The sequence below is a fragment of the Ureibacillus endophyticus genome (genome assembly GCF_024159215.1).
In the GTDB taxonomy this organism is placed as follows: Bacteria; Bacillota; Bacilli; order Bacillales_A; family Planococcaceae; genus Ureibacillus; species Ureibacillus endophyticus.
Window position 1 is genome coordinate 3478615 of sequence record NZ_JAMYWW010000001.1, and the last position, 21087, is coordinate 3499701.

General features: G+C 39.1%; 15 protein-coding genes, 5 tRNA genes, 3 rRNA genes and 1 pseudogene. 3 read left to right on the forward strand and 21 right to left on the reverse strand.

The annotated features are described in order from the left end of the window. Positions 1-75: 75 nt before the first annotated feature. A pseudogene (locus NKR20_RS19560) lies at positions 76-333 on the forward strand (GNAT family N-acetyltransferase); the annotation flags it as partial. Between the two features lie 47 nt (positions 334-380). Here the strand turns inward: NKR20_RS19560 and NKR20_RS17205 are convergent. The 19 genes from NKR20_RS17205 to NKR20_RS17295 all read right to left on the reverse strand — a co-directional run bounded on the left by NKR20_RS17205 (position 381) and on the right by NKR20_RS17295 (position 17169). Then, positions 381-752 (reverse strand): VOC family protein, encoded by a 372-nt coding sequence (locus NKR20_RS17205; RefSeq protein ID WP_121215610.1) that lies wholly within the window; start codon positions 750-752, stop codon positions 381-383. Between the two features lie 263 nt (positions 753-1015). Beyond that, positions 1016-1270 carry a hypothetical protein gene (locus NKR20_RS17210; protein ID WP_253427835.1) on the reverse strand — a complete coding sequence of 85 codons (255 nt, stop codon included), beginning with the start codon at positions 1268-1270 and terminating at the stop codon, positions 1016-1018. A 161-nt stretch (positions 1271-1431) separates the two neighbouring features. Next, on the reverse strand, positions 1432-2151 hold the full coding sequence (locus NKR20_RS17215) for a toast rack family protein (protein ID WP_253427837.1): 720 nt from the start codon (positions 2149-2151) through the stop codon (positions 1432-1434). A gap of 223 nt (positions 2152-2374) precedes the next feature. Then, positions 2375-4177 (reverse strand): glutamine--fructose-6-phosphate transaminase (isomerizing), encoded by a 1803-nt coding sequence (gene glmS, locus NKR20_RS17220; RefSeq protein ID WP_253427839.1) that lies wholly within the window; start codon positions 4175-4177, stop codon positions 2375-2377. A 493-nt stretch (positions 4178-4670) separates the two neighbouring features. Then, positions 4671-5195: a type 1 glutamine amidotransferase domain-containing protein gene (locus tag NKR20_RS17225; RefSeq protein WP_121215616.1), complete on the reverse strand. Its 525-nt coding sequence runs from the start codon at positions 5193-5195 to the stop codon at positions 4671-4673. A 123-nt stretch (positions 5196-5318) separates the two neighbouring features. Beyond that, complete coding sequence (glmM, locus tag NKR20_RS17230; RefSeq protein WP_253427842.1) at positions 5319-6671, reverse strand: phosphoglucosamine mutase; 1353 nt, start codon at positions 6669-6671, stop codon at positions 5319-5321. Positions 6672-6737: 66 nt separating this feature from the next. Further along, on the reverse strand, positions 6738-7787 hold the full coding sequence (locus tag NKR20_RS17235) for a CdaR family protein (protein ID WP_253427850.1): 1050 nt from the start codon (positions 7785-7787) through the stop codon (positions 6738-6740). After that, positions 7780-8616: a diadenylate cyclase CdaA gene (gene cdaA / locus NKR20_RS17240; protein ID WP_366519762.1), complete on the reverse strand. Its 837-nt coding sequence runs from the start codon at positions 8614-8616 to the stop codon at positions 7780-7782. Before cdaA ends, NKR20_RS17235 begins: the two co-directional genes overlap by 8 nt. 254 nt (positions 8617-8870) lie before the next feature. Then, positions 8871-9479: an anti-sigma factor family protein gene (locus NKR20_RS17245; RefSeq protein ID WP_121215620.1), complete on the reverse strand. Its 609-nt coding sequence runs from the start codon at positions 9477-9479 to the stop codon at positions 8871-8873. 11 nt (positions 9480-9490) lie between these two features. Continuing rightward, on the reverse strand, positions 9491-10054 hold the full coding sequence (gene sigW, locus NKR20_RS17250) for an RNA polymerase sigma factor SigW (protein WP_121215621.1): 564 nt from the start codon (positions 10052-10054) through the stop codon (positions 9491-9493). A 150-nt stretch (positions 10055-10204) separates the two neighbouring features. Continuing rightward, complete coding sequence (rocF, locus tag NKR20_RS17255; protein ID WP_121215622.1) at positions 10205-11110, reverse strand: arginase; 906 nt, start codon at positions 11108-11110, stop codon at positions 10205-10207. 165 nt (positions 11111-11275) lie between these two features. Continuing rightward, positions 11276-11350 (reverse strand) — tRNA-Gln (locus NKR20_RS17260). Positions 11351-11359: 9 nt separating this feature from the next. Beyond that, a tRNA-Tyr gene (locus NKR20_RS17265) sits at positions 11360-11443 on the reverse strand. Between the two features lie 12 nt (positions 11444-11455). Further along, positions 11456-11531 (reverse strand) — tRNA-Val (locus tag NKR20_RS17270). Between the two features lie 31 nt (positions 11532-11562). After that, positions 11563-11637: transfer RNA gene (locus NKR20_RS17275), tRNA-Glu, on the reverse strand. Positions 11638-11736: 99 nt separating this feature from the next. Then, positions 11737-11811: transfer RNA gene (locus tag NKR20_RS17280), tRNA-Asn, on the reverse strand. A gap of 184 nt (positions 11812-11995) precedes the next feature. After that, positions 11996-12111, reverse strand: a 5S ribosomal RNA gene (rrf, locus tag NKR20_RS17285). Between the two features lie 131 nt (positions 12112-12242). Continuing rightward, a 23S ribosomal RNA gene (locus tag NKR20_RS17290) occupies positions 12243-15160 on the reverse strand. Positions 15161-15620: 460 nt separating this feature from the next. Continuing rightward, a 16S ribosomal RNA gene (locus NKR20_RS17295) occupies positions 15621-17169 on the reverse strand. Together the 16S, 23S and 5S rRNA genes with 5 tRNA genes alongside form the textbook arrangement of a ribosomal RNA operon. Before the next feature lie 373 nt (positions 17170-17542). Here NKR20_RS17295 and NKR20_RS17300 point away from each other — a divergent pair. Further along, entirely contained in the window at positions 17543-18199 is a 657-nt protein-coding gene (locus NKR20_RS17300) for a hypothetical protein (protein WP_121216035.1), read from the forward strand. A 75-nt stretch (positions 18200-18274) separates the two neighbouring features. On the opposite strand, the gene NKR20_RS17305 is transcribed toward NKR20_RS17300, so the two are convergent. After that, a complete protein-coding gene (locus NKR20_RS17305; RefSeq protein WP_121216036.1) occupies positions 18275-18949 on the reverse strand; it encodes a KinB-signaling pathway activation protein in 675 nt (224 codons plus the stop codon). Between the two features lie 149 nt (positions 18950-19098). Between NKR20_RS17305 and gerD the strand changes: the two genes are divergently transcribed. Continuing rightward, a complete protein-coding gene (gene gerD / locus NKR20_RS17310; RefSeq protein ID WP_253427860.1) occupies positions 19099-19716 on the forward strand; it encodes a spore germination lipoprotein GerD in 618 nt (205 codons plus the stop codon). Positions 19717-19797: 81 nt separating this feature from the next. Here the strand turns inward: gerD and NKR20_RS17315 are convergent, their stop codons facing one another. After that, complete coding sequence (locus NKR20_RS17315; protein WP_121215843.1) at positions 19798-20853, reverse strand: Mrp/NBP35 family ATP-binding protein; 1056 nt, start codon at positions 20851-20853, stop codon at positions 19798-19800. Positions 20854-21087 lie beyond the last annotated feature (234 nt).

Here is a 21087-nt window from a genome sequence, read left to right on the forward strand (position 1 = left end):
AGACAACTCCACTGCAATACTAGCAATCCCTGTCTGTGCTACAAATTTTAAAAACCCTGGCAAACTAGGCAAGGGCTTGCCTTTGAAGCAGCAAAAGCAACTCAACAATTCGGTTTTGAAGTAATTGGACTTAAGAAGATTATTGCCTTTGTTCATTATGAAAATGAGCCTTCAAAAGCTCTATTGAACAGACAGGGAATGAATTATCACTTTAAAATTGGGAACTTATTAGAAGAATTTAAGGATTTTAATGACCAGTGCTATTACACATTATTAGCAGACGACTATCTTCATAAAAGAGATAATATATGTACTAAATCTATTCCAAATTAAACATAAGAAAAAAGTTGGAACTAATTAATGTTCCAACTTTTCTTATGCTATCTATGTTGATCTACAAGGATTGGATTACCGTCTGGATCTTCAATAATAAAGTGTGCAGGGCCCTCTGTTGATTCATCTGCTTCCTTAATCATTTTAATTCCACTTGCTTTTAGTTCTTTTTGAATGTCTCGAATGTCTGTAAAATGCTCGAGGTTTTCAGCATTTTGATTCCACCCTGGGTTAAAAGTTAATAGATTCTTTTCAAACATCCCTTGGAAAAGTCCAATAACAGTGTCTTCATTCTTCAGGATAAGCCAGTTTTGATTAATGTCTCCTCCAAGAACTTGAAAACCTAGTTTTTCGTAAAAATCTTTTGATTGATGAATATCTTTCACATTTAAACTTACAGAAAAGGCACCTAGTTTCATATATCCTCCTAGAAAATCATTTTTTCAATAATTCTAAATATATTAACGCCAATTATAAATAAAATCTTATAAATACATAACTTTTACTATTTTTACTCATTTAACCACTTAATGGTAATATTTTATATATCACGATTTCGAAAGCCAACAAAGCTACTGACCATTTATCCTACTGCAATAATATTCAATGAAAATAATGGCATAAAAGTTGCATCCTCTATAGGTATTTCTGGAACATGGCCAAATGGAGAAAGTTGGCCAACTCAATTTGGAAATTGCATCAAGTTCCCTAAATACAAGACGAAGAATGAATAAAGAAAATACATCCAAACCAAATGGGTTAACCTTGGTAGAAATCCATTAAGAAATGCAGCGATACCAATCATAACAAGCATTGCTGGGAAAAATGCTAAAACTGCACTGAAGATCATTCTAAATTCAAGACCTTCCTCCATTACTGAATTTGCAGCAGACCATAGACCAAGAGCACTAAGGGAAATCATTACAAAACCATTCACAATCGCTAAAATTAAATATGATGTGATTAGCCGTGTTCTAGATACAGCTCTAGCTTGCTAACCTCAAGCATATTTTGCACAAAGGTAAGCATTATCCCAGTACCATTAACTTATTTTAAGAGGGAGCTTTTATTCCCATCAATCTAATAGCAGAGACATTTTTACTTATCTAATTTGAAAGTAATTTCTCCAATACCCATTTCTGTATTAACCGTTAAAATTACGTCAGCGTCTTCATATGCTTCATTTACATAAACGCCTTCACCTTGAGATATAAAGCCTTCTACATGAGAAGTTCCAATCCCTTTTTCAGATTTTATTTTCACCCCTACTTCTGAAGGTAAAATAATAGTCACTGGACCCACCCCAGTCTCGATATTTGTTTCAAAGCTATTTTCCCAATTTCCACCTAAATCAATACGAAGCTCCCCAACACCCGCATCAACATCTAATTTTTCAAGCTTTAAACCCTTTAAATCAAGCTCTGTACTTGATGCGCCTGAGTTAACTGAAAGATTCATAGGAACATCCTCTGAAAGCTCTAGATTCCATTCGTTTTTTATCTCTGAAAGATTAAGATTATTTAAATTTCCCTGTTCAATAATAACCTCGCCTTTTTTACCTTTTGAATTATAAATAACTTCTGGCTCTAATTTCTTTTTATTATATTCAATACTACCTTCAACCCATTCCTCCGCACCTTTAGAAACCATTAATTCTCCTACTGGTAAATTAAGCTCTACGTCCAATTGTTTTACTTCGTCTTTTTTAATAGAAATAGACGTCTCTCCTTTTACATCTCCACTCACGATTGTATTACAACCAGCTGTCGCGAAAACGACCGCACCGATAACTATACCCATAAAAAATGTTTTCTTCATTCTTATTACCTCCAGTAATATGTCTTTCTGTAATTACATTTTATAGTAAAAAACAATAACCAGTAACAACCCTTAGCTTTAAATTAAACTACGACCTTAGATGTAGATGACCGTAATCCTTCAAGAACCCTATCATTGTTCAAATAAAAAAACAACCTACTGTGGAAATAATATCCAAGTAGGTTGTTTTTATCAATTTTAATTTTTAAATGGTTTATAATTCTTATTCTACTGTTACCGACTTCGCTAAATTACGTGGTTTATCCACATCACAACGGCGGTGAAGAGCAGCATAATAACTAATTAATTGTAAAGGTACGACTGATACAAGTGGTGTTAGTAGTGGGTGCACTTTTGGAATCACTAATCGGTCGCCTTCTTCGTTTAAGCCTTCCATTGAAATAATACATGCGTTTGCTCCACGCGCAACGACTTCTTTCACATTACCACGAATATTTAAAGCTACTTGCTCTTGAGTAGCAAGGGCAAAGACAGGTGTTCCTTCTTCAATTAAGGCAATTGTTCCGTGCTTCAACTCTCCGCCTGCAAAACCTTCAGCCTGAATATACGAAATTTCTTTTAGCTTTAATGCGCCTTCTACACTTACACAGAAGTCTAGGTTACGTCCAATGAAGAATGCATTACGAGCGATTTTCAAATAATCTTCCGCAACTTGCTCTAATTCATTCTTAGAGTCAACAATTGTTTGAATACCATTTGCTACAATTCCTAACTCGTGTTTCAGATCAAAATCTTCACCTTTTCCAAGGGACTTCCCAGTAACATAAGCAGCAATTGCAAGAACTGCAACTTGAGCAACGTAAGCTTTAGTAGAAGCAACAGCAATCTCAGGACCTGCATGTAATAATAATGTATAATCTGCTTCACGAGATAATGTTGAACCAGGTACATTTGTAATCGTTAATGCAGGATAGTTCAATTCTTTTACTTTTACTAACACTTGACGGCTATCTGCAGTTTCTCCTGATTGTGTGATAAAGATGAATAATGGTTTTTCAGATAACAGTGGCATGTTATAACCAAATTCACTTGAAATATGCACCTCAACAGGAATTCTAGCAAGTTTTTCGAAATATTGTTTACCAACTAATCCAGCATGATAACTAGTACCTGCAGCAATAATATAGATACGATCTGCTTCTTTAATCGCCTCTAAAATATTGTCATCAATTTTTAACTCTCCAAGACTATTACTATATTCTTGGACGATTTTACGAACGACACCTGGTTGCTCATCCATTTCTTTTAACATGTAGTGAGGATATGTTCCTTTTTCAATGTCACTAGCATCTAGTTCTGCTTTAAATGGTTTACGTTCAACCGGGCGTCCATCTAGTGTTGTGATTTCAACATTGTCTTTATGAACAAGAACAACTTCTTTATCGCGTAGTTCGATAAATTGGTCTGTAACTTGTAACATTGCCATCGCGTCAGATGCTACAACATTAAATCCAGCACCTACACCAACTAATAGTGGTGATTTGTTTTTAGCAACATAAATTGTATCTTCATCTTCTTGATCTAAAAGTGCAAGGGCATAAGAACCATGTAATAAAGATAACGTTTTGCGGAATGCTTCAACTGTTGATAATCCTTCTTTAGCAAATAAATCAACAAGCTGAACGATTACTTCTGTATCCGTATCAGATTGCATTTGAATACCTTTTAAATATGCTTTTTGTAGTAAATGATAGTTTTCAATAACCCCATTGTGTACTAGTGTAAAACGACCAGAAGTACTTTGATGAGGGTGTGCATTTAATTTGTTCGGCACCCCGTGAGTAGCCCAACGTGTATGACCAATACCAATATCAGCAGAAACATTTAAATCCACTGAACCACGTAAATCTGCAATACGACCTTTTTCTTTAAAAACCGTAACTCCTTCTTCGTTACGAACGGCAATACCTGCTGAATCATATCCACGATATTCTAGTTTTTCTAATCCTTTTAGTAAAATTTCCTTTGCGTCTAATTCTCCGTTATATCCTACGATTCCACACATTTGATTTTCCTCCGAATAAGCAATATCAATAAAAAAGCCAATGCAAAATAACTGCTTAATTATTGAATAGGATTCTGCCTAATTACATCCTTTATCCAAAATAAGCATTGATTCATTAATATTGCTTTTTTATATTTGCCTTTTCGTTTTGCTGTCCAAAAAATTGCTTTTTTGTTTTAAAAACGAAATTAACAATCGGGCATGCGATCGGGAGGTATCCGCCGAAATTTCGATAATCCTCCACCTCGTCAACTAAGGATTTGCTATACGTCCGATTTCCTTAGCTCTGGCGCTATTATTGTTTTCCTTTTATTTTTATAGCGCGTTCCTAACCTCCTATTGTGCGCTCACTTGAAAATTGGAAGATGTTTCTAATCCCATTTTTCAAGCACCTTCATCATACAGAATATGCTCCATTCCGTCAATCAAACACTCATTTTGTCTATATAAAAAAATATCCACTAGGGTGCAACACCCTAGTGGATTACTATTTTTACAGTCCTTTTTCTTTCAATAAGTTCACAATTTCACGGTTAAATGCTGGAAGGTCTTTTGGAGTTCGACTCGTTACAAGTTGTTTTTGGCAAACAAATACTTCTTGATCATGGAAGTTTGCCCCTGCATTTTCTAAATCGACTCTTATTGATTTATAACCTGTAACATCTCGCCCTTCTAAAGAACGTGCCGTAATTAATAGTTGTGGTCCATGACATATTGCAAAAACAGGCTTCATGTCACTCATAAATTTTTTCGCAAATGCCACGACTCGATCATCATCACGTAATAAATCAGGTGAGAAACCTCCAGGAATAAATAGTGCATCAAACTCACTTGGATTTACATCCTCAATGCCATAATCTATTTCAACTCGTGCTTCACCTTGTTTTCCTCGTACTGCTTTATTCCCTTCTTTATCAATCGTTATAACTTCATGCCCAGCTTCTTCTAACGCTTCTTTTGGACTAATATATTCAATATCCTCAAAAAGGTCTGTAATTAATGTTGCTACTTTAGCCATTTTTAACACTCCTCAAAACAATTTATCAACATTACTATGTGCTTTTTGAATGGGAAATAAACGCTTTGAGCCATGATGAATTAAAAAATCCAGCTACTTATTTTGTAGCTGGACTTTACGTCTTTATTCAGTTATTCCTAATTCTGTACGAACAACATTGGCAATACGGTTAACATAGCTTTCACATTCTTCTTCTGTGGCTGCTTCAACCATTACACGAACAAGTTGTTCAGTTCCTGAAGGACGTACTAAAACGCGTCCATTGCTACCCATAGCATCTTCTACTTCTTTTATGGCTGTTGCAACTTTTTCATTTTGAGTTACAGCATTTTTATCTGTTACGCGTACGTTGACTAATTTTTGTGGGAAAATCGTCATTTCTGAAGCTAATTCAGATAATCTTTTACCCGTTGCTTTCATGATGTTTACTAACTGGATTCCTGTTAATAAGCCATCACCTGTTGTATTAAAATCAAGGAATACGATATGGCCAGATTGTTCACCACCAAGATTATAATCGTTGGCACGCATCTCTTCTACAACATATCGGTCTCCAACTGCAGTTTTCACACTTGTCATTCCGTTATCTTCTAGTGCTTTATAAAAGCCGATATTACTCATCACTGTAGAAACAATCGTATTTTTCTTTAATCGGCCTTTGCTATTTAAATATTTACCGATGATGAACATGATTTGATCACCATCTACAATTTGTCCTTTTTCATCTACAGCAATCAGACGGTCACCATCACCATCGAAGGCTAGTCCAACATCGGCGCCACGTTCTAAGACAAAGGCTGCTAACTTCTCAGGATGTGTTGAACCTACACCCTCATTGATATTTAGGCCATCTGGTGATGAACCCATGGATGAAATATCTGCTTCTAAATCTGCGAATAGATGTGTAGCAAGTTGAGAAGTTGCACCATGCGCACAATCTAGAGCAACATGAATACCTAAGAAGTCTTCTTCAACTGTTTGTTTTAAATAAGATAGATACTTTTGACCACCTTCGAAGTAATCGCTCACACTACCTAATTCTCCACCAATTGGACGTGGCAATGTATCCACTTCCACATCGATTAAATTTTCTATTTCTGCTTCCTGTGCATCCGTTAATTTAAACCCATCTGGACCGAAAAACTTAATCCCGTTATCAGCAACAGGATTATGTGATGCAGAAATCATAACACCTGCATCAGCATTCATGACACGTGTTAAATATGCTACACCCGGTGTGCTAATAATGCCTAGTCGCATTACTTCTACACCAATTGAAAGTAAACCTGCAACAAGTGCACCTTCTAACATATGTCCTGAAATACGTGTATCTCGTCCAATTATCACTTTTGGGCGTTCTTTAGTATGTTTTGTCAGCACATATCCACCGATACGTCCAAGTTTAAATGCAAACTCTGGGGTCAACTCTGAATTCGCGACACCACGGACGCCATCAGTTCCGAAATATTTTCCCATATACTTTTCTCTCCTTCAATGCTAGACAATCCATGCTTCGAATTTGATTACTTAAACAACTCAAAATTATTGTGTTGTAATTTCATCTTCAATGGCTGGATTTTCTGAATCCGTTTCTTCTACGTTTCCCTCTTCTGGTTCCTCTACAGGCTCGTTCGTTTCTGTATCATTATTGGTTTTCGTTACATCAGCATTTATTTTAATCTTCTTAGTAGAAAGCTTTGTGGTTCCATTCGGCGCTACTACATCAACAGTGTAACTACCTGAACTCTCTATTTCTGATATGTCAAATTCTACGACTAGTTCAGATAATGAGTCAATAATAGATTTTGGACCATAGACTTTTATCCTCTCTATATCTGGCCTCAAACTGTTTATGGTAATGCCTTCTGGAGGTTTACCTACTTCTTTTAGAGTAATTGGAATTTCACGGCTGTATTCTCGAATATCGACTATTACATTAACTGTTGCTGGTTCAATTGTCACATCAAGTTTATTTAGATTGCTATCTAAAACTTTCACAGCGGCTTCTTGTTCAAAAGAAGCTTTTATTCCTTTTTCTCCTGTCACTGTTGCTTTCACATAACTAATATCTTCAATAACGCTTTTTGCACCAGTTACAAATACGGTGGATGGCTCGGGAGTCATTCCAATTAATTCATATCCTTCTGCAATTAAACCATTATTCATTTCAGGATCTATACGCAGTTCTTTCGTCACCTTTTCTTCTATGACAATATCAACAACTTTAGGATCAATTGACACTTCTAGCTTTTCAGAGAAGTTTTCGTGTTGCAATGTAACACGATGTCGTCCAATTGGCAGTGAATTTAAGTCTAAAAACACTTTAAAATCCCTTTTTAATTTCGTTTGTAAAACGATTGCCATTGGTCCCTCAACCGTTACATCTACGGTTTTTGGCAAACCTGAAACAATCAAGTTTTCAGAATCATAATATACTTCTAATGGTACAGCAGTGATAATATCCATTTGCGAATTTGTACTAGTCGTTTGATCACTAGTATCCATCTGTGCTTTTACATAAAAGAAAAGCAAAATTGCTAATATTAATGCTGTAATTCTTAATACCCAATAACTATCGAAGAGTTTATCCATTCTTTTTCCCCCTCCAATTCCACTTAGGGGTAATTTCCGAATCTTGTTCCGGGCCAAACCACATTTTTCTTAATTGTGCCTCAAATTCATCAATTGTTAAGTTACGGTGAAGATTACCATTCTTCGTTAAACTAACTGCTCCGGTTTCTTCAGAGACAACAATCGTTACAGCATCTGTAACCTCACTTAATCCAACAGCAGCCCTATGTCGAGTACCTAGTTCTTTAGAAATAAACGTACTTTCTGACAAAGGTAAGTAGCATGCAGCTGCGGAAATTTTATCTTTCTGTACAATTACAGCTCCATCATGTAGAGGAGTATTTGGAATAAAGATATTAATCAACAATTCGCTTGTAATTTCTGCATTTAACTTAATTCCTGTTTCAATATACTCATTCAACCCTGTTTCTTTTTCAAGAGATATTAATGCACCAATTCGTCTTTTTGCCATATAGCTTACGGCTTTTTTCATCGCTTCGATTAACCTTGTTTGTTCATCCTCTAATTGACCAGTTGAACGTTGAAATATTTTACCACGCCCTAATTGTTCAAGAGCGCGCCTAATTTCAGGAGTAAAGATGATGATGATGGCTAAAAATCCCCAATCGATTACTTCTTGGAGTAGCCAGCCGAGGGTATCCAGACCAAAGATTACTGTAGCAAATCTTGCAAAGATAATAACAAAGAGACCTTTTAATAACTGAACAGCCTTTGTCCCTTTAATGAGGGTTAATAATTTATATATTACGTACCATACAAGCAGTACATCTAAAAAGCTAAATACAACATTTACAGGTGTTAAGTCTGTAAACTGCTCAATCATTTGCACGTGGCATCCCCCACTTTTTCCTAGCTAATTCATTTATATCTAATACAACTTCATGTTATTACGTAAAGTTCCTTAATTAAGTAAATTAATTTTTAAGAACAGTATTTACATTAAAATTCACCTTAATTTATATCATTTTAATGTAAAAATAGTATACCATATTTTGCACAATATAGCCTTTTCCAAGAAAAAAGTCCACTCTTTTGAGTAGACTTAGATCTGTTTCTTATTATAGTTTTATTAACATGTTTTATTTATTCAAACAGTGCCATAAAATCATTCGCCATTCTTTTCATTTCATACCATAACCATTCGAATGTTTCATCGATTTCTTCGATTTGTCCAGTTACTACCGCTGTAGAGGCCATATATTGACCATTAATAACTGTAACATTTCCATCGACTTCTCCTTCAATAACAAGATCGCCATTTTTCACGACTATGTCACCTTTTACAACTTCCCCTTCAGGTACAATTACTGTTTGACCATCAACAACTAAATTTGGTTGTTTTGTCACAGAGAACTCATCATTTGGATAGTTATTTAGTAAGGTAGCACTCATAAAAAATAGGAACACTGCTGCTGCTACAATGATTGGGTGCCTTCTTAACCATTTTTGCACGCCTAACCGTTGTTTTGGTTTCGGCAGACGCTTCATTACTTGTTCCTCAAAATTAGGAGGTGCTGTAATATGCGCTGCACTCTTTACAAAAGCAATCGTGTCACTTAACTGGTGCATATGTTGTTGACAATCTGAGCAATCTTGCAAATGTTTCTTAAGCTGTTGTTCATGTTCACGACTTATATCGCCATCTAAATATTCATGCATATAGTCAACAATGTATTGTGGACACGTACTCATATTCTTCCCTCCTATAGATTGTTTAATTGCTTTCTTAGAGCTTCTCGACCTCTATGAATTCTCGTTTTTACAGTCCCCAGGGGCATATCTAGAATTTCACTAATTTCTTGAAGAGATAATTCCTCTATATATTTTAATACAATAACTGAACGATATTTATCAGGCAATCTGCTAATTTCATATTGAATCCGATCTTGAAGGTCCATTTGCTCTACTGCATCTTCCGGGAGTTGGTCGGTTGCAGCAATATGCGAATACATATCTAATCCATCTGTACCAGGAACTTCGGCATCTAAATAATAATCTGGTTTCTTTTTTCTAATTCGGTCAATGCAAAGGTTCGTTGCAATCCGATAAAGCCATGTTGAAAATTTCCTTTTTTGATCGTATGAATGTAAGTTTATGTATGCTCGAACAAAGGCTTCTTGTGCAATATCTTCAGCCTCCTGTTTATTTCCTAGCATACGATAGCATAATTGGTAAAGCTTGTGCTGGTAGAGAGTCACTACATCTGTAAATGCGTTTTGATCACCTTTTAGCACTTGCTTTATTCTTTTATTCAATAACGCATCCATTTGTGTTTCCTCTCCTACTCAGCTTACTATCTATTTACGTAACAAGTTCGTAAAAGTTTCGTTATTTTTAATATTATATCAAAATTTTTTCATTACTAATAAAGGCTTTTTTAGTATTTTTATCCAGAATTCAAAATTAAGCCTTAAACACTATACTAACTTCTCACCAAACAATGAACCCATTAAAGCAACAGCTACCTCAGCTGTTTTATTCCGTTCATCTAATATAGGATTAACTTCAACAAATTCAGCTGATGTGATAAAACCGGATTCCTCTAACATTTCCATTGCTAAGTGGCTCTCACGATAAGTTATTCCCCCTGGTACAGGTGTACCTACTCCAGGTGTATATAATGGGTCTAGGCCATCTAAGTCTAATGATAAATGCACTCCATCTACATTTCGCTTCTTTAAATATTCGATAGATTCTTCAATTACTTTTGTCATACCCATTCGATCGATTTCATGCATTGAGTAAACTTTTATACCATGCTTTTTAATTAACTCTTTCTCACCTGGATCTACCGAACGTGCGCCAATGATTATGATATTTTCAGGTTTAATCTTCGGAGCATATCCAGCTATATTAACAAGTCGCTCATCTCCTAGTCCACAGCTAACAGCTAAAGGCATACCATGGATATTTCCTGATGGAGAAGTTTCGGGTGTATTCAAATCTGCATGGGCATCGTACCAAATTACACCTAGGTTTTTATACTTTGTTCCTAAACCAGTAAGTGTACCAATTGCAATACTATGATCCCCACCTAGGATAAGGGGGAATCTCCCTTTACCTAAAACATCTTGTATCTTATCTGATAGTTGTGAACTAACCTCAATTACTTCATCTAAATTTTTCAGTTGCTCATCTTGTACTTTTTTCACTTTGTCATGTTTGAGTAGAATATCGCCTTCATCAAGTACTTCATATCCAATTCGATCTAATCTTTCTACAACACCTGCATAACGTATTGCACTCGGTCCCATATCTACCCCACGTCGATGTTGACCATAATCTGAAGGTACCCCAATAATTGAAATCTTGTTATTCTTCATGTAAACATCCTCCTTGTGTCCTCTATTTTATATATAAAGTAATAAATTTTCCAACAGTTCACCGTTAAAGAGGAAAAGGTATGAAATATAAAATTAAACTAAAAAAAATCCCCTACTCGACTGAGTAAAGGATTGAATTAATAATGTATGTATTTTAAATAAAAATGGCTGGGGTACTAGGATTCGAACCTAGGCATGACGGAATCAAAATCCGTTGCCTTACCGCTTGGCTATACCCCAGCAATAAAATGGTGGAGGGGGACGGATTCGAACCGCCGAACCCGAAGGAGCGGATTTACAGTCCGCCGCGTTTAGCCACTTCGCTACCCCTCCGTAATAACACTATGGTGGAGGATGACGGGCTCGAACCGCCGACCCCCTGCTTGTAAGGCAGGTGCTCTCCCAGCTGAGCTAATCCTCCATGATATATAGATTAGTGTTATTGTAATTATTGGTGACCCGTACGAGATTCGAACTCGTGTTACCGCCGTGAAAGGGCGGTGTCTTAACCACTTGACCAACGGGCCAAACTATTTATTTATCTTAACGACAAAAACTATTATAGCAAACTTGTTAGCAATACGCAACTACTATTTTATAATATATAATAATTTTCTCAAAAAAAATGGCTCCGAAGGTAGGATTCGAACCTACGACCAACCGGTTAACAGCCGGTTGCTCTACCACTGAGCTACTTCGGAACGTTTATAACAATTTCTATTAAATTAACTACAATTATTATTATATCCAGGTTCATATTTTTTTCAAGCACTTTTTCTAATATTTTTTGTAATATTAAAACACTTTTTCTCTTAAAAAGTGAGATGGAAATTCTATTAAAAATAAAAAAAGCCACTACTGATTTTATCAGCAACGACTTTTTGAGCCTAGCAATGTCCTACTCTCACAGGGGGAAGCCCCCAACTACCATCGGCGCTAAAGAGCTTAACTTCCGTGTTCGGTATGGGAACGGGTGTGACCTCTTTGCCATCATCACTAGACTCGTACATGGATGTACTGGCTTCGCCGTTGCAACATGGATGTTGCGCTCTTAGGCGAAGTTCCTATTCATTGTAGAGAGCTTGTTCTCTCAAAACTGGATAAAGACATTGACTAACGACCATTCAAGTTAGTGGTTAAGTCCTCGATCGATTAGTATTCGTCAGCTCCATGTGTCGCCACACTTCCACCTCGAACCTATCTACCTCATCGTCTTTGAGGGATCTTACTTACTTACGTAATGGGAAATCTCATCTTGAGGGGGGCTTCATGCTTAGATGCTTTCAGCACTTATCCCGTCCATACATAGCTACCCAGCGATGCCTTTGGCAAGACAACTGGTACACCAGCGGTATGTCCATCCCGGTCCTCTCGTACTAAGGACAGCTCCTCTCAAATTTCCTACGCCCACGACGGATAGGGACCGAACTGTCTCACGACGTTCTGAACCCAGCTCGCGTACCGCTTTAATGGGCGAACAGCCCAACCCTTGGGACCGACTACAGCCCCAGGATGCGATGAGCCGACATCGAGGTGCCAAACCTCCCCGTCGATGTGGACTCTTGGGGGAGATAAGCCTGTTATCCCCGGGGTAGCTTTTATCCGTTGAGCGATGGCCCTTCCATGCGGAACCACCGGATCACTAAGCCCGTCTTTCGACCCTGCTCGACTTGTAGGTCTCGCAGTCAAGCTCCCTTGTGCCTTTACACTCTACGAATGATTTCCAACCATTCTGAGGGAACCTTTGGGCGCCTCCGTTACCTTTTAGGAGGCGACCGCCCCAGTCAAACTGTCCACCTGACACTGTCTCCTACCCCGATAAGGGGTACGGGTTAGAATTTCAACACAACCAGGGTAGTATCCCACCGACGCCTCCCTCGAAGCTGGCGCTCCGAGTTCTCTGGCTCCTACCTATCCTGTACAAGTTGTGCCAAAATTCAATATCAGGCTACAGTAAAGCTCCACGGGGTCTTTCCGTCCTGTCGCGGGTAACCTGCATCTTCACAGGTACTATAATTTCACCGAGTCTCTCGTTGAGACAGTGCCCAGATCGTTACGCCTTTCGTGCGGGTCGGAACTTACCCGACAAGGAATTTCGCTACCTTAGGACCGTTATAGTTACGGCCGCCGTTTACTGGGGCTTCAATTCAGAGCTTCGCTTACGCTAACCCCTCCTCTTAACCTTCCAGCACCGGGCAGGCGTCAGCCCCTATACGTCACCTTACGGTTTTGCAGAGACCTGTGTTTTTGCTAAACAGTCGCCTGGGCCTATTCACTGCGGCTCTCTTTCGAGAGCACCCCTTCTCCCGAAGTTACGGGGTCATTTTGCCGAGTTCCTTAACGAGAGTTCTCTCGCACACCTTAGGATTCTCTCCTCGACTACCTGTGTCGGTTTGCGGTACGGGCACCTCCCGCCTCGCTAGAGGCTTTTCTTGGCAGTGTGAAATCAGGTACTTCGCTCTTAAAGAGCTCCCCATTACAGCTCAACGTTACAGGAAGCGGATTTGCCTACTTCCACGCCTTACTGCTTGGGCGTGCACAACCAATCGCACGCTTACCCTATCCTACTGCGTCCCCCCATTACTCAAACGGCGGGGAGGTGGTACAGGAATATCAACCTGTTGTCCATCGTCTACGCCTGTCGGCCTCGACTTAGGTCCCGACTAACCCTGAGCGGACGAGCCTTCCTCAGGAAACCTTAGTCATACGGTGGATGGGATTCTCACCCATCTTTCGCTACTCATACCGGCATTCTCACTTCTAAGCGCTCCACCAGTCCTTCCGGTCTGACTTCAACGCCCTTAGAACGCTCTCCTACCACGTGCATCTTAGATGCACATCCACAGCTTCGGTGAATCGTTTAGCCCCGATACATTTTCGGCGCAGCGTCACTCGACCAGTGAGCTATTACGCACTCTTTAAATGATGGCTGCTTCTAAGCCAACATCCTGGTTGTCTAAGCAACGCCACATCCTTTTCCACTTAACGATTACTTTGGGACCTTAGCTGGTGGTCTGGGCTGTTTCCCTTTTGACTACGGATCTTATCACTCGCAGTCTGACTCCCGTGTATAAATATCTGGCATTCGGAGTTTGTCTGAATTCGGTAAAGCGAGATGCCCCCCTAGTCCAAACAGTGCTCTACCTCCAGTATTCTCATCACGAGGCTAGCCCTAAAGCTATTTCGGAGAGAACCAGCTATCTCCAAGTTCGATTGGAATTTCTCCGCTACCCACACCTCATCCCCGCACTTTTCAACGTGCGTGGGTTCGGGCCTCCAGTGAGTGTTACCTCACCTTCACCCTGGACATGGGTAGATCACCTGGTTTCGGGTCTACGACCACGTACTCTTTCGCCCTATTCAGACTCGCTTTCGCTGCGGCTCCGTCTTCTCAACTTAACCTTGCACGTAATCGTAACTCGCCGGTTCATTCTACAAAAGGCACGCTATCACCCATTAACGGGCTCTAACTACTTGTAGGCACACGGTTTCAGGTTCTATTTCACTCCCCTCCCGGGGTGCTTTTCACCTTTCCCTCACGGTACTGGTTCACTATCGGTCACTAGGGAGTATTTAGCCTTGGGAGATGGTCCTCCCGGATTCCGACGGAATTTCACGTGTTCCGCCGTACTCAGGATACACTCAAGAGAGAATGGACTTTCGATTACAGGGCTTTTACCTTCTATGGCGGATCTTTCCAAATCGCTTCGCCTAATCCATTCTTTTGTAACTCCATATAGAGTGTCCTACAACCCCAAGAGGCAAGCCTCTTGGTTTGGGCTATTCCCGTTTCGCTCGCCGCTACTCAGGGAATCGAATATTTTCTTTCTCTTCCTCCAGGTACTTAGATGTTTCAGTTCCCTGGGTGTGCCATCATGACGCTATGAATTCACGTCAAGATACTGCTCCATTACGAGCAGTGGGTTCCCCCATTCGGAAATCTCCGGATCAAAGCTTACTTACAGCTCCCCGAAGCATATCGGTGTTAGTACCGTCCTTCATCGGCTCCTAGTGCCAAGGCATTCACCGTGCGCCCTTAATAACTTAACCTAAAAGTTAGTTACACTTCTCAAACAGAGAAGATTTTAAGAACTTACACTCAATCAATTTTGTCTCGACAAAATTGCCGTCTAGATTTTGAATTTTATAAATGTCTGCTATGCAGATTTTTATAAAATTAACTCCTCTCAAAATCTGTGACAACCGTCGGAGACTAATCATATTTAGCGTTAGCTAAATATTGAATGCTTGAATTTTGTTTGTTGCTATCAATGTCGTTTTATCCAGTTTTCAAAGAACAATATAAAGAAAGTTCTATTAATGTCTAGCTCCAAACACCAGCTGACGCGTCTACTTCAGTCTTTCGTGCGAAATGCAAGCATTTCTACTCAAGACTTCCAGTATCCGGTTCAGCTAAGCGGTGTTTTCCGCTTTTCTAATGAACCTTCAAAACTGAACACAAAACGTTAATGGTATAAGCCCTAGGCTTATATTCCGTTAATATCCTTAGAAAGGAGGTGATCCAGCCGCACCTTCCGATACGGCTACCTTGTTACGACTTCACCCCAATCATCTGTCCCACCTTCGGCGGCTGGCTCCAAAAGGTTACCTCACCGACTTCGGGTGTTACAAACTCTCGTGGTGTGACGGGCGGTGTGTACAAGGCCCGGGAACGTATTCACCGCGGCATGCTGATCCGCGATTACTAGCGATTCCGGCTTCATGTAGGCGAGTTGCAGCCTACAATCCGAACTGAGAACGGTTTTATCGGATTAGCTCCCCCTCGCGGGTTGGCAACCGTTTGTACCGTCCATTGTAGCACGTGTGTAGCCCAGGTCATAAGGGGCATGATGATTTGACGTCATCCCCACCTTCCTCCGGTTTGTCACCGGCAGTCTCCTTAGAGTGCCCAACTAAATGATGGCAACTAAGAACAAGGGTTGCGCTCGTTGCGGGACTTAACCCAACATCTCACGACACGAGCTGACGACAACCATGCACCACCTGTCACCACTGTCCCCGAAGGGAAAGCTATGTCTCCATAGCGGTCAATGGGATGTCAAGACCTGGTAAGGTTCTTCGCGTTGCTTCGAATTAAACCACATGCTCCACCGCTTGTGCGGGCCCCCGTCAATTCCTTTGAGTTTCAGTCTTGCGACCGTACTCCCCAGGCGGAGTGCTTAATGCGTTAGCTGCAGCACTAAGGGGCGGAAACCCCCTAACACTTAGCACTCATCGTTTACGGCGTGGACTACCAGGGTATCTAATCCTGTTTGCTCCCCACGCTTTCGCGCCTCAGCGTCAGTTACAGACCAGAAAGTCGCCTTCGCCACTGGTGTTCCTCCAAATCTCTACGCATTTCACCGCTACACTTGGAATTCCACTTTCCTCTTCTGCACTCAAGTCCTCCAGTTTCCAATGACCCTCCACGGTTGAGCCGTGGGCTTTCACATCAGACTTAAAGGACCGCCTGCGCGCGCTTTACGCCCAATAATTCCGGACAACGCTTGCCACCTACGTATTACCGCGGCTGCTGGCACGTAGTTAGCCGTGGCTTTCTAATAAGGTACCGTCAAGGTACAGCCAGTTACTACTGTACTTGTTCTTCCCTTACAACAGAGTTTTACGATCCGAAAACCTTCTTCACTCACGCGGCGTTGCTCCATCAGACTTCCGTCCATTGTGGAAGATTCCCTACTGCTGCCTCCCGTAGGAGTCTGGGCCGTGTCTCAGTCCCAGTGTGGCCGATCACCCTCTCAGGTCGGCTACGCATCGTCGCCTTGGTGAGCCGTTACCTCACCAACTAGCTAATGCGCCGCGGGCCCATCCTATAGCGATAGCAGAACCATCTTTCATCATTTCAACATGTGATGAAATGAATTATTCGGTATTAGCCCCGGTTTCCCGGAGTTATCCCCAACTATAGGGCAGGTTGCCCACGTGTTACTCACCCGTCCGCCGCTAACCTTCAGAAGCAAGCTTCTAAAGGTCCGCTCGACTTGCATGTATTAGGCACGCCGCCAGCGTTCGTCCTGAGCCAGGATCAAACTCTCCATAAAAGAATTTGATAAAGCTCAAAAAATTGCTGGCATCAAAATTGATGTCCAAAATTTCATTTCTCAATTTAATGAGAAACTATATTCATTAACGTTTTGTTGTTCAGTTTTCAAAGTTCATCAATCAACATTACTTTCAGTCGAAAGCAACTTTTATTAGTATAGCCATTGCATCATTTGTTGTCAACAACATTTTTTATATTTTTTCAAAAAACAACTTCATTAATTTAAAGAAGTACTATATATAAAAAATCAATAGAATAAATAACAACTTAAATATAATACAATAAAAAAATCATGAAAGTCAATATAAATTCATAAGGTTTTTATGAAGCACTATTTTATATATGAAACTTAGTAAAAAAGGAGAAGATACATGTTTCGTAAATTGTTGCTAACTATAACAGTAATGTTATTAGTAACATTGTTTGTTGTTTTTCCACAAAAAGAATCATTAGTCTCTGTATTCCGGATGACGGAAGATCCTATTGTTATCTCTAAAGGTCATTATGGACAATCTCTTATTGTGGAAATATCCTTCTCCCATGAAGGATTAGAAGAATGGTTACAAACAGTGAACAAGCCATATCCATTATTAATGTTAGATGCAGCTTGGATTGATCGTTCTCCTAAACTTGTTGAAATCATAAAAAATCGAAATATCCCAACTGGACTTTTAGGCGGAAAAGGGGCTGTAGATGAGGATAATGATACAATTAATAAATTTAATAAAGATTTGGCAATTTATCAGAAACATTTTGAAAACAAGCCTTTATGGTATATGACTTCGGATTATGAATTTAACCCTAAACTAATGCAAACGGTGTTTAAAGAAGAGGTGAACTTATTGTCCCCTTCTGTTATTTATACTAAAAATTATAAAACAACGAACGGCGCAATCGTCTCTTTCCCAATTCATGAAAAATCTACTTTTACATTTGAGGATATTTCAAAGTTACTTGAAAGGGAAAAGTTTATTTCTATTGAAGAAAATGTCTTTGGTTATTCGATTAAAACAAAAAAGATGCCATAAAAACAAAGGGCTACTACCAATTGGTAATAGCCTTTTTTATTGTGGAGTTTTATTTTATGCGTTTGAAATTTTCCTTTACTTACCTTCGCTTGCAAGTGTTCGAGCTTTTCGACGTTGTTCTAATTTTTTTCGATCTTCATCTGATTTTTGATTATATTTCGGTAAAGCTAATAATTGGTAGGCATTTACCGCAATTAATGGGAACAATAATAATGCAACATATGTATCAATATTTTCTTGGCGCCCCATTAAAGCAATAATCCATTCTAATGAGGTAATTACAATCATGAAGAACATAGAAGAAATTAATACATGTTTTTTTCCAGTTAACTGCACTTTCTTCATGGCTGTAGCTAACGCACCAAAAATTAAAAAAATTAAAAGGCCGATATAAAAGACCCAATCGCCGAAATTATCAGCACTTGGCGCAAAACGGAACACGACTAAATCAAAAATAACAATAATCATTAGTAGAACTTGTACCCAGTTCCAAAGCGTTAACGTTTTAAAAATACCAATGCCCACTTGATGTAATGTTAAATACGCAAAAAAGCCAGCTTGTGCGATAACGCTCATAGTAAATCCTAGTACTATCATCCACACAAAGGCAGCTAAAAATTCACCAATTTGCCCCTCCGCTAGATAGGGTTGGAAGAAGTTCCAACGTATGATGATTCCTGCAATCGCTGTAACACCACCGCCAACAACTAAACACATAAAGAAAAACTTAACCCAATTTCGTATTGTCACGACAAAACGTCCTCCATCTTTTCACAATATACCTTTATATTTTATCAATGCAATTGTAAAAAAGCTATTGAAGTCATAAATGCATACATATTATACGCAAGAATGTGAACAATAAATGAAAGAGAGTCTTTAAGAAAGGACTGATACTTGTGCTAAACCGTATATTCTCCCTTTTGTTTGTCGTACTACTGCTTGCTAGCTGTTCCGAAAATACAAATAACAACCTTTCATATGATGAGGTTAAAAAGATGGTAATTGACGCTGTTCAAACAGAAGACGGCAAAAAAGCCATTCGTCAACTATTAGAAGATCCAAGTTTCCGAGAACTAATTATTCTGGAACATGATCAAATAGAAACTGCCATCAATACTACATTACTTTCAAAAGATGCAGAAGATTTTTGGAAGAAAACATATGAAGATCCAAAATTCAAAGAAGCTATGGCAAAAAGTTTGAAAGAACAACAAACCGATATTATGAAGGATCTTATAAAAAATGCTTCCTATCAAGAAGATTTAGTCAAGTTTTTCGGACAAGCAGATATGCAAAAGGAGCTTGAATCCATCTTAAAAGGCGCTACATTACGAAAACAAATGGAAGAAGTCGTTATGGAAACTCTCCAAGACCCACTTTTACAAACACAATGGATAGAAATTATTAAAAAGAGCGGAGAAACTTCCGGTGGTGGAGAAGGTGGCGGTAAAGAAGGTGGCAGTGGTGGTAAAGAAGGCGGTGGCGGTAAAGAAGAAGGCGGTGGTGGTTCGTAAATGAACCCTATTACATTGCTTTCAACCTCCCATACCTAAAGAAAAGAGGTGTCCCAACTGTAGGGAAACACCTCTTTTTTATTAAGATAATTTATCGATTACTTTTTGTGCAATACTTAAATAAATTTGACCTGTTGGATGGTCTTCTTCATAAATCGAAGGTGCAAAATCTTCATTTGTCCAATCAGGTTGTCCTAGAGGAACTTGTCCTAATAAATCAGTTCTTAATTCATCAGCAAGTTTAGGGCCGCCTCCTTGTCCGAAGACAAACTCTTTTTCCCCTGTTAATTTAGACTCAAACCAAGACATATTTTCAACTACACCTAAAATATCGTGATTTGTTTGTAGTGCCATCGCACCCGCGCGAGCAGCAACAAAAGCAGCAGTTGGGTGTGGTGTGGTTACAATAACTTCTTTTGAAGATGGTAACATTTGATGAATATCAAGGGCAACGTCACCTGTTCCAGGAGGTAAGTCTAGCAATAGGTAATCAATATCTCCCCATTCAACATCACGGAAGAATTGGTCTAACACTTTACCTAGCATTGGCCCACGCCAAACGATTGGTGCGTTATTTTCCACAAAGAATCCCATCGAAATAACTTTTACCCCTTTACGTTCTACAGGGTAAATTCTTTCTCCTCTAACGACGGGCATATCTTGAATACCCATCATATCCGGAACACTAAATCCATAAATATCAGCATCAATTAAGCCCACTTTTTTACCAAGGCGAGCAAGTGCTACTGCTAAATTGACAGATACTGTTGATTTACCAACGCCACCTTTACCAGAAGCAATCGCTATAAATTGAACTGTTGAAAGTGGAGATAGTAAATCATGAACTTCTGATTCTGTAGCTTGGCCACGGAAGCTTTCTAGAACTTCTGGTGCTAGTTCTTCAAAGCGAATCCCTACTGTTGAGGCACCAGCTTCTTTTAACAATTCAACGATTTTCATTTGTAATTGCATTTGTTCTGGTGTGTTTGTTTTAGCAATTGCTATTTTAACACTAACGTGATTTTTTTCTTCTTTAATGGATACGTTTGTAATCGCATTCGTTTCAGCAAACGATCTATGTAAAAAAGGATCTTCTAATTGACTTAAAGCGTCGCGGACTTTTTGTTCGTTTATCACTTGAAACACTCCCCATTATTTACTTCCAACTTTAGTATAACACAGTGGTAATTGAATGCTTTAATGAAAGATTTCATTACTATATAGTTTAAATATTATCTTATTAAACGCTAATTTCATATTACCTCATGTAATTATTCTATATACATGTAAAACTAATCATCAAAAAATAAGACCATAGATTTTTCCGAAAATATCGGATTAATCTATAGTCGTTGTTAAGTTAAATAAAAA

Bases quoted from the DNA above. Each gene is read 5' to 3' on its own strand.
- glmM (WP_253427842.1), bottom strand. From the start codon at position 6,671: ATGGGAAAATATTTCGGAACTGATGGCGTCCGTGGTGTCGCGAATTCA.
- NKR20_RS17245 (WP_121215620.1), bottom strand. From the start codon at position 9,479: ATGAGTACGTGTCCACAATACATTGTTGACTATATGCATGAATATTTA.
- rocF (WP_121215622.1), bottom strand. From the start codon at position 11,110: ATGAAGAATAACAAGATTTCAATTATTGGGGTACCTTCAGATTATGGT.
- glmS (WP_253427839.1), bottom strand. From the start codon at position 4,177: ATGTGTGGAATCGTAGGATATAACGGAGAATTAGACGCAAAGGAAATT.
- NKR20_RS17205 (WP_121215610.1), bottom strand. From the start codon at position 752: ATGAAACTAGGTGCCTTTTCTGTAAGTTTAAATGTGAAAGATATTCAT.
- sigW (WP_121215621.1), bottom strand. From the start codon at position 10,054: ATGGATGCGTTATTGAATAAAAGAATAAAGCAAGTGCTAAAAGGTGAT.
- NKR20_RS17300 (WP_121216035.1), top strand. From the start codon at position 17,543: ATGTTTCGTAAATTGTTGCTAACTATAACAGTAATGTTATTAGTAACA.
- NKR20_RS17235 (WP_253427850.1), bottom strand. From the start codon at position 7,787: ATGGATAAACTCTTCGATAGTTATTGGGTATTAAGAATTACAGCATTA.
- NKR20_RS17225 (WP_121215616.1), bottom strand. From the start codon at position 5,195: ATGGCTAAAGTAGCAACATTAATTACAGACCTTTTTGAGGATATTGAA.
- NKR20_RS17215 (WP_253427837.1), bottom strand. From the start codon at position 2,151: ATGAAGAAAACATTTTTTATGGGTATAGTTATCGGTGCGGTCGTTTTC.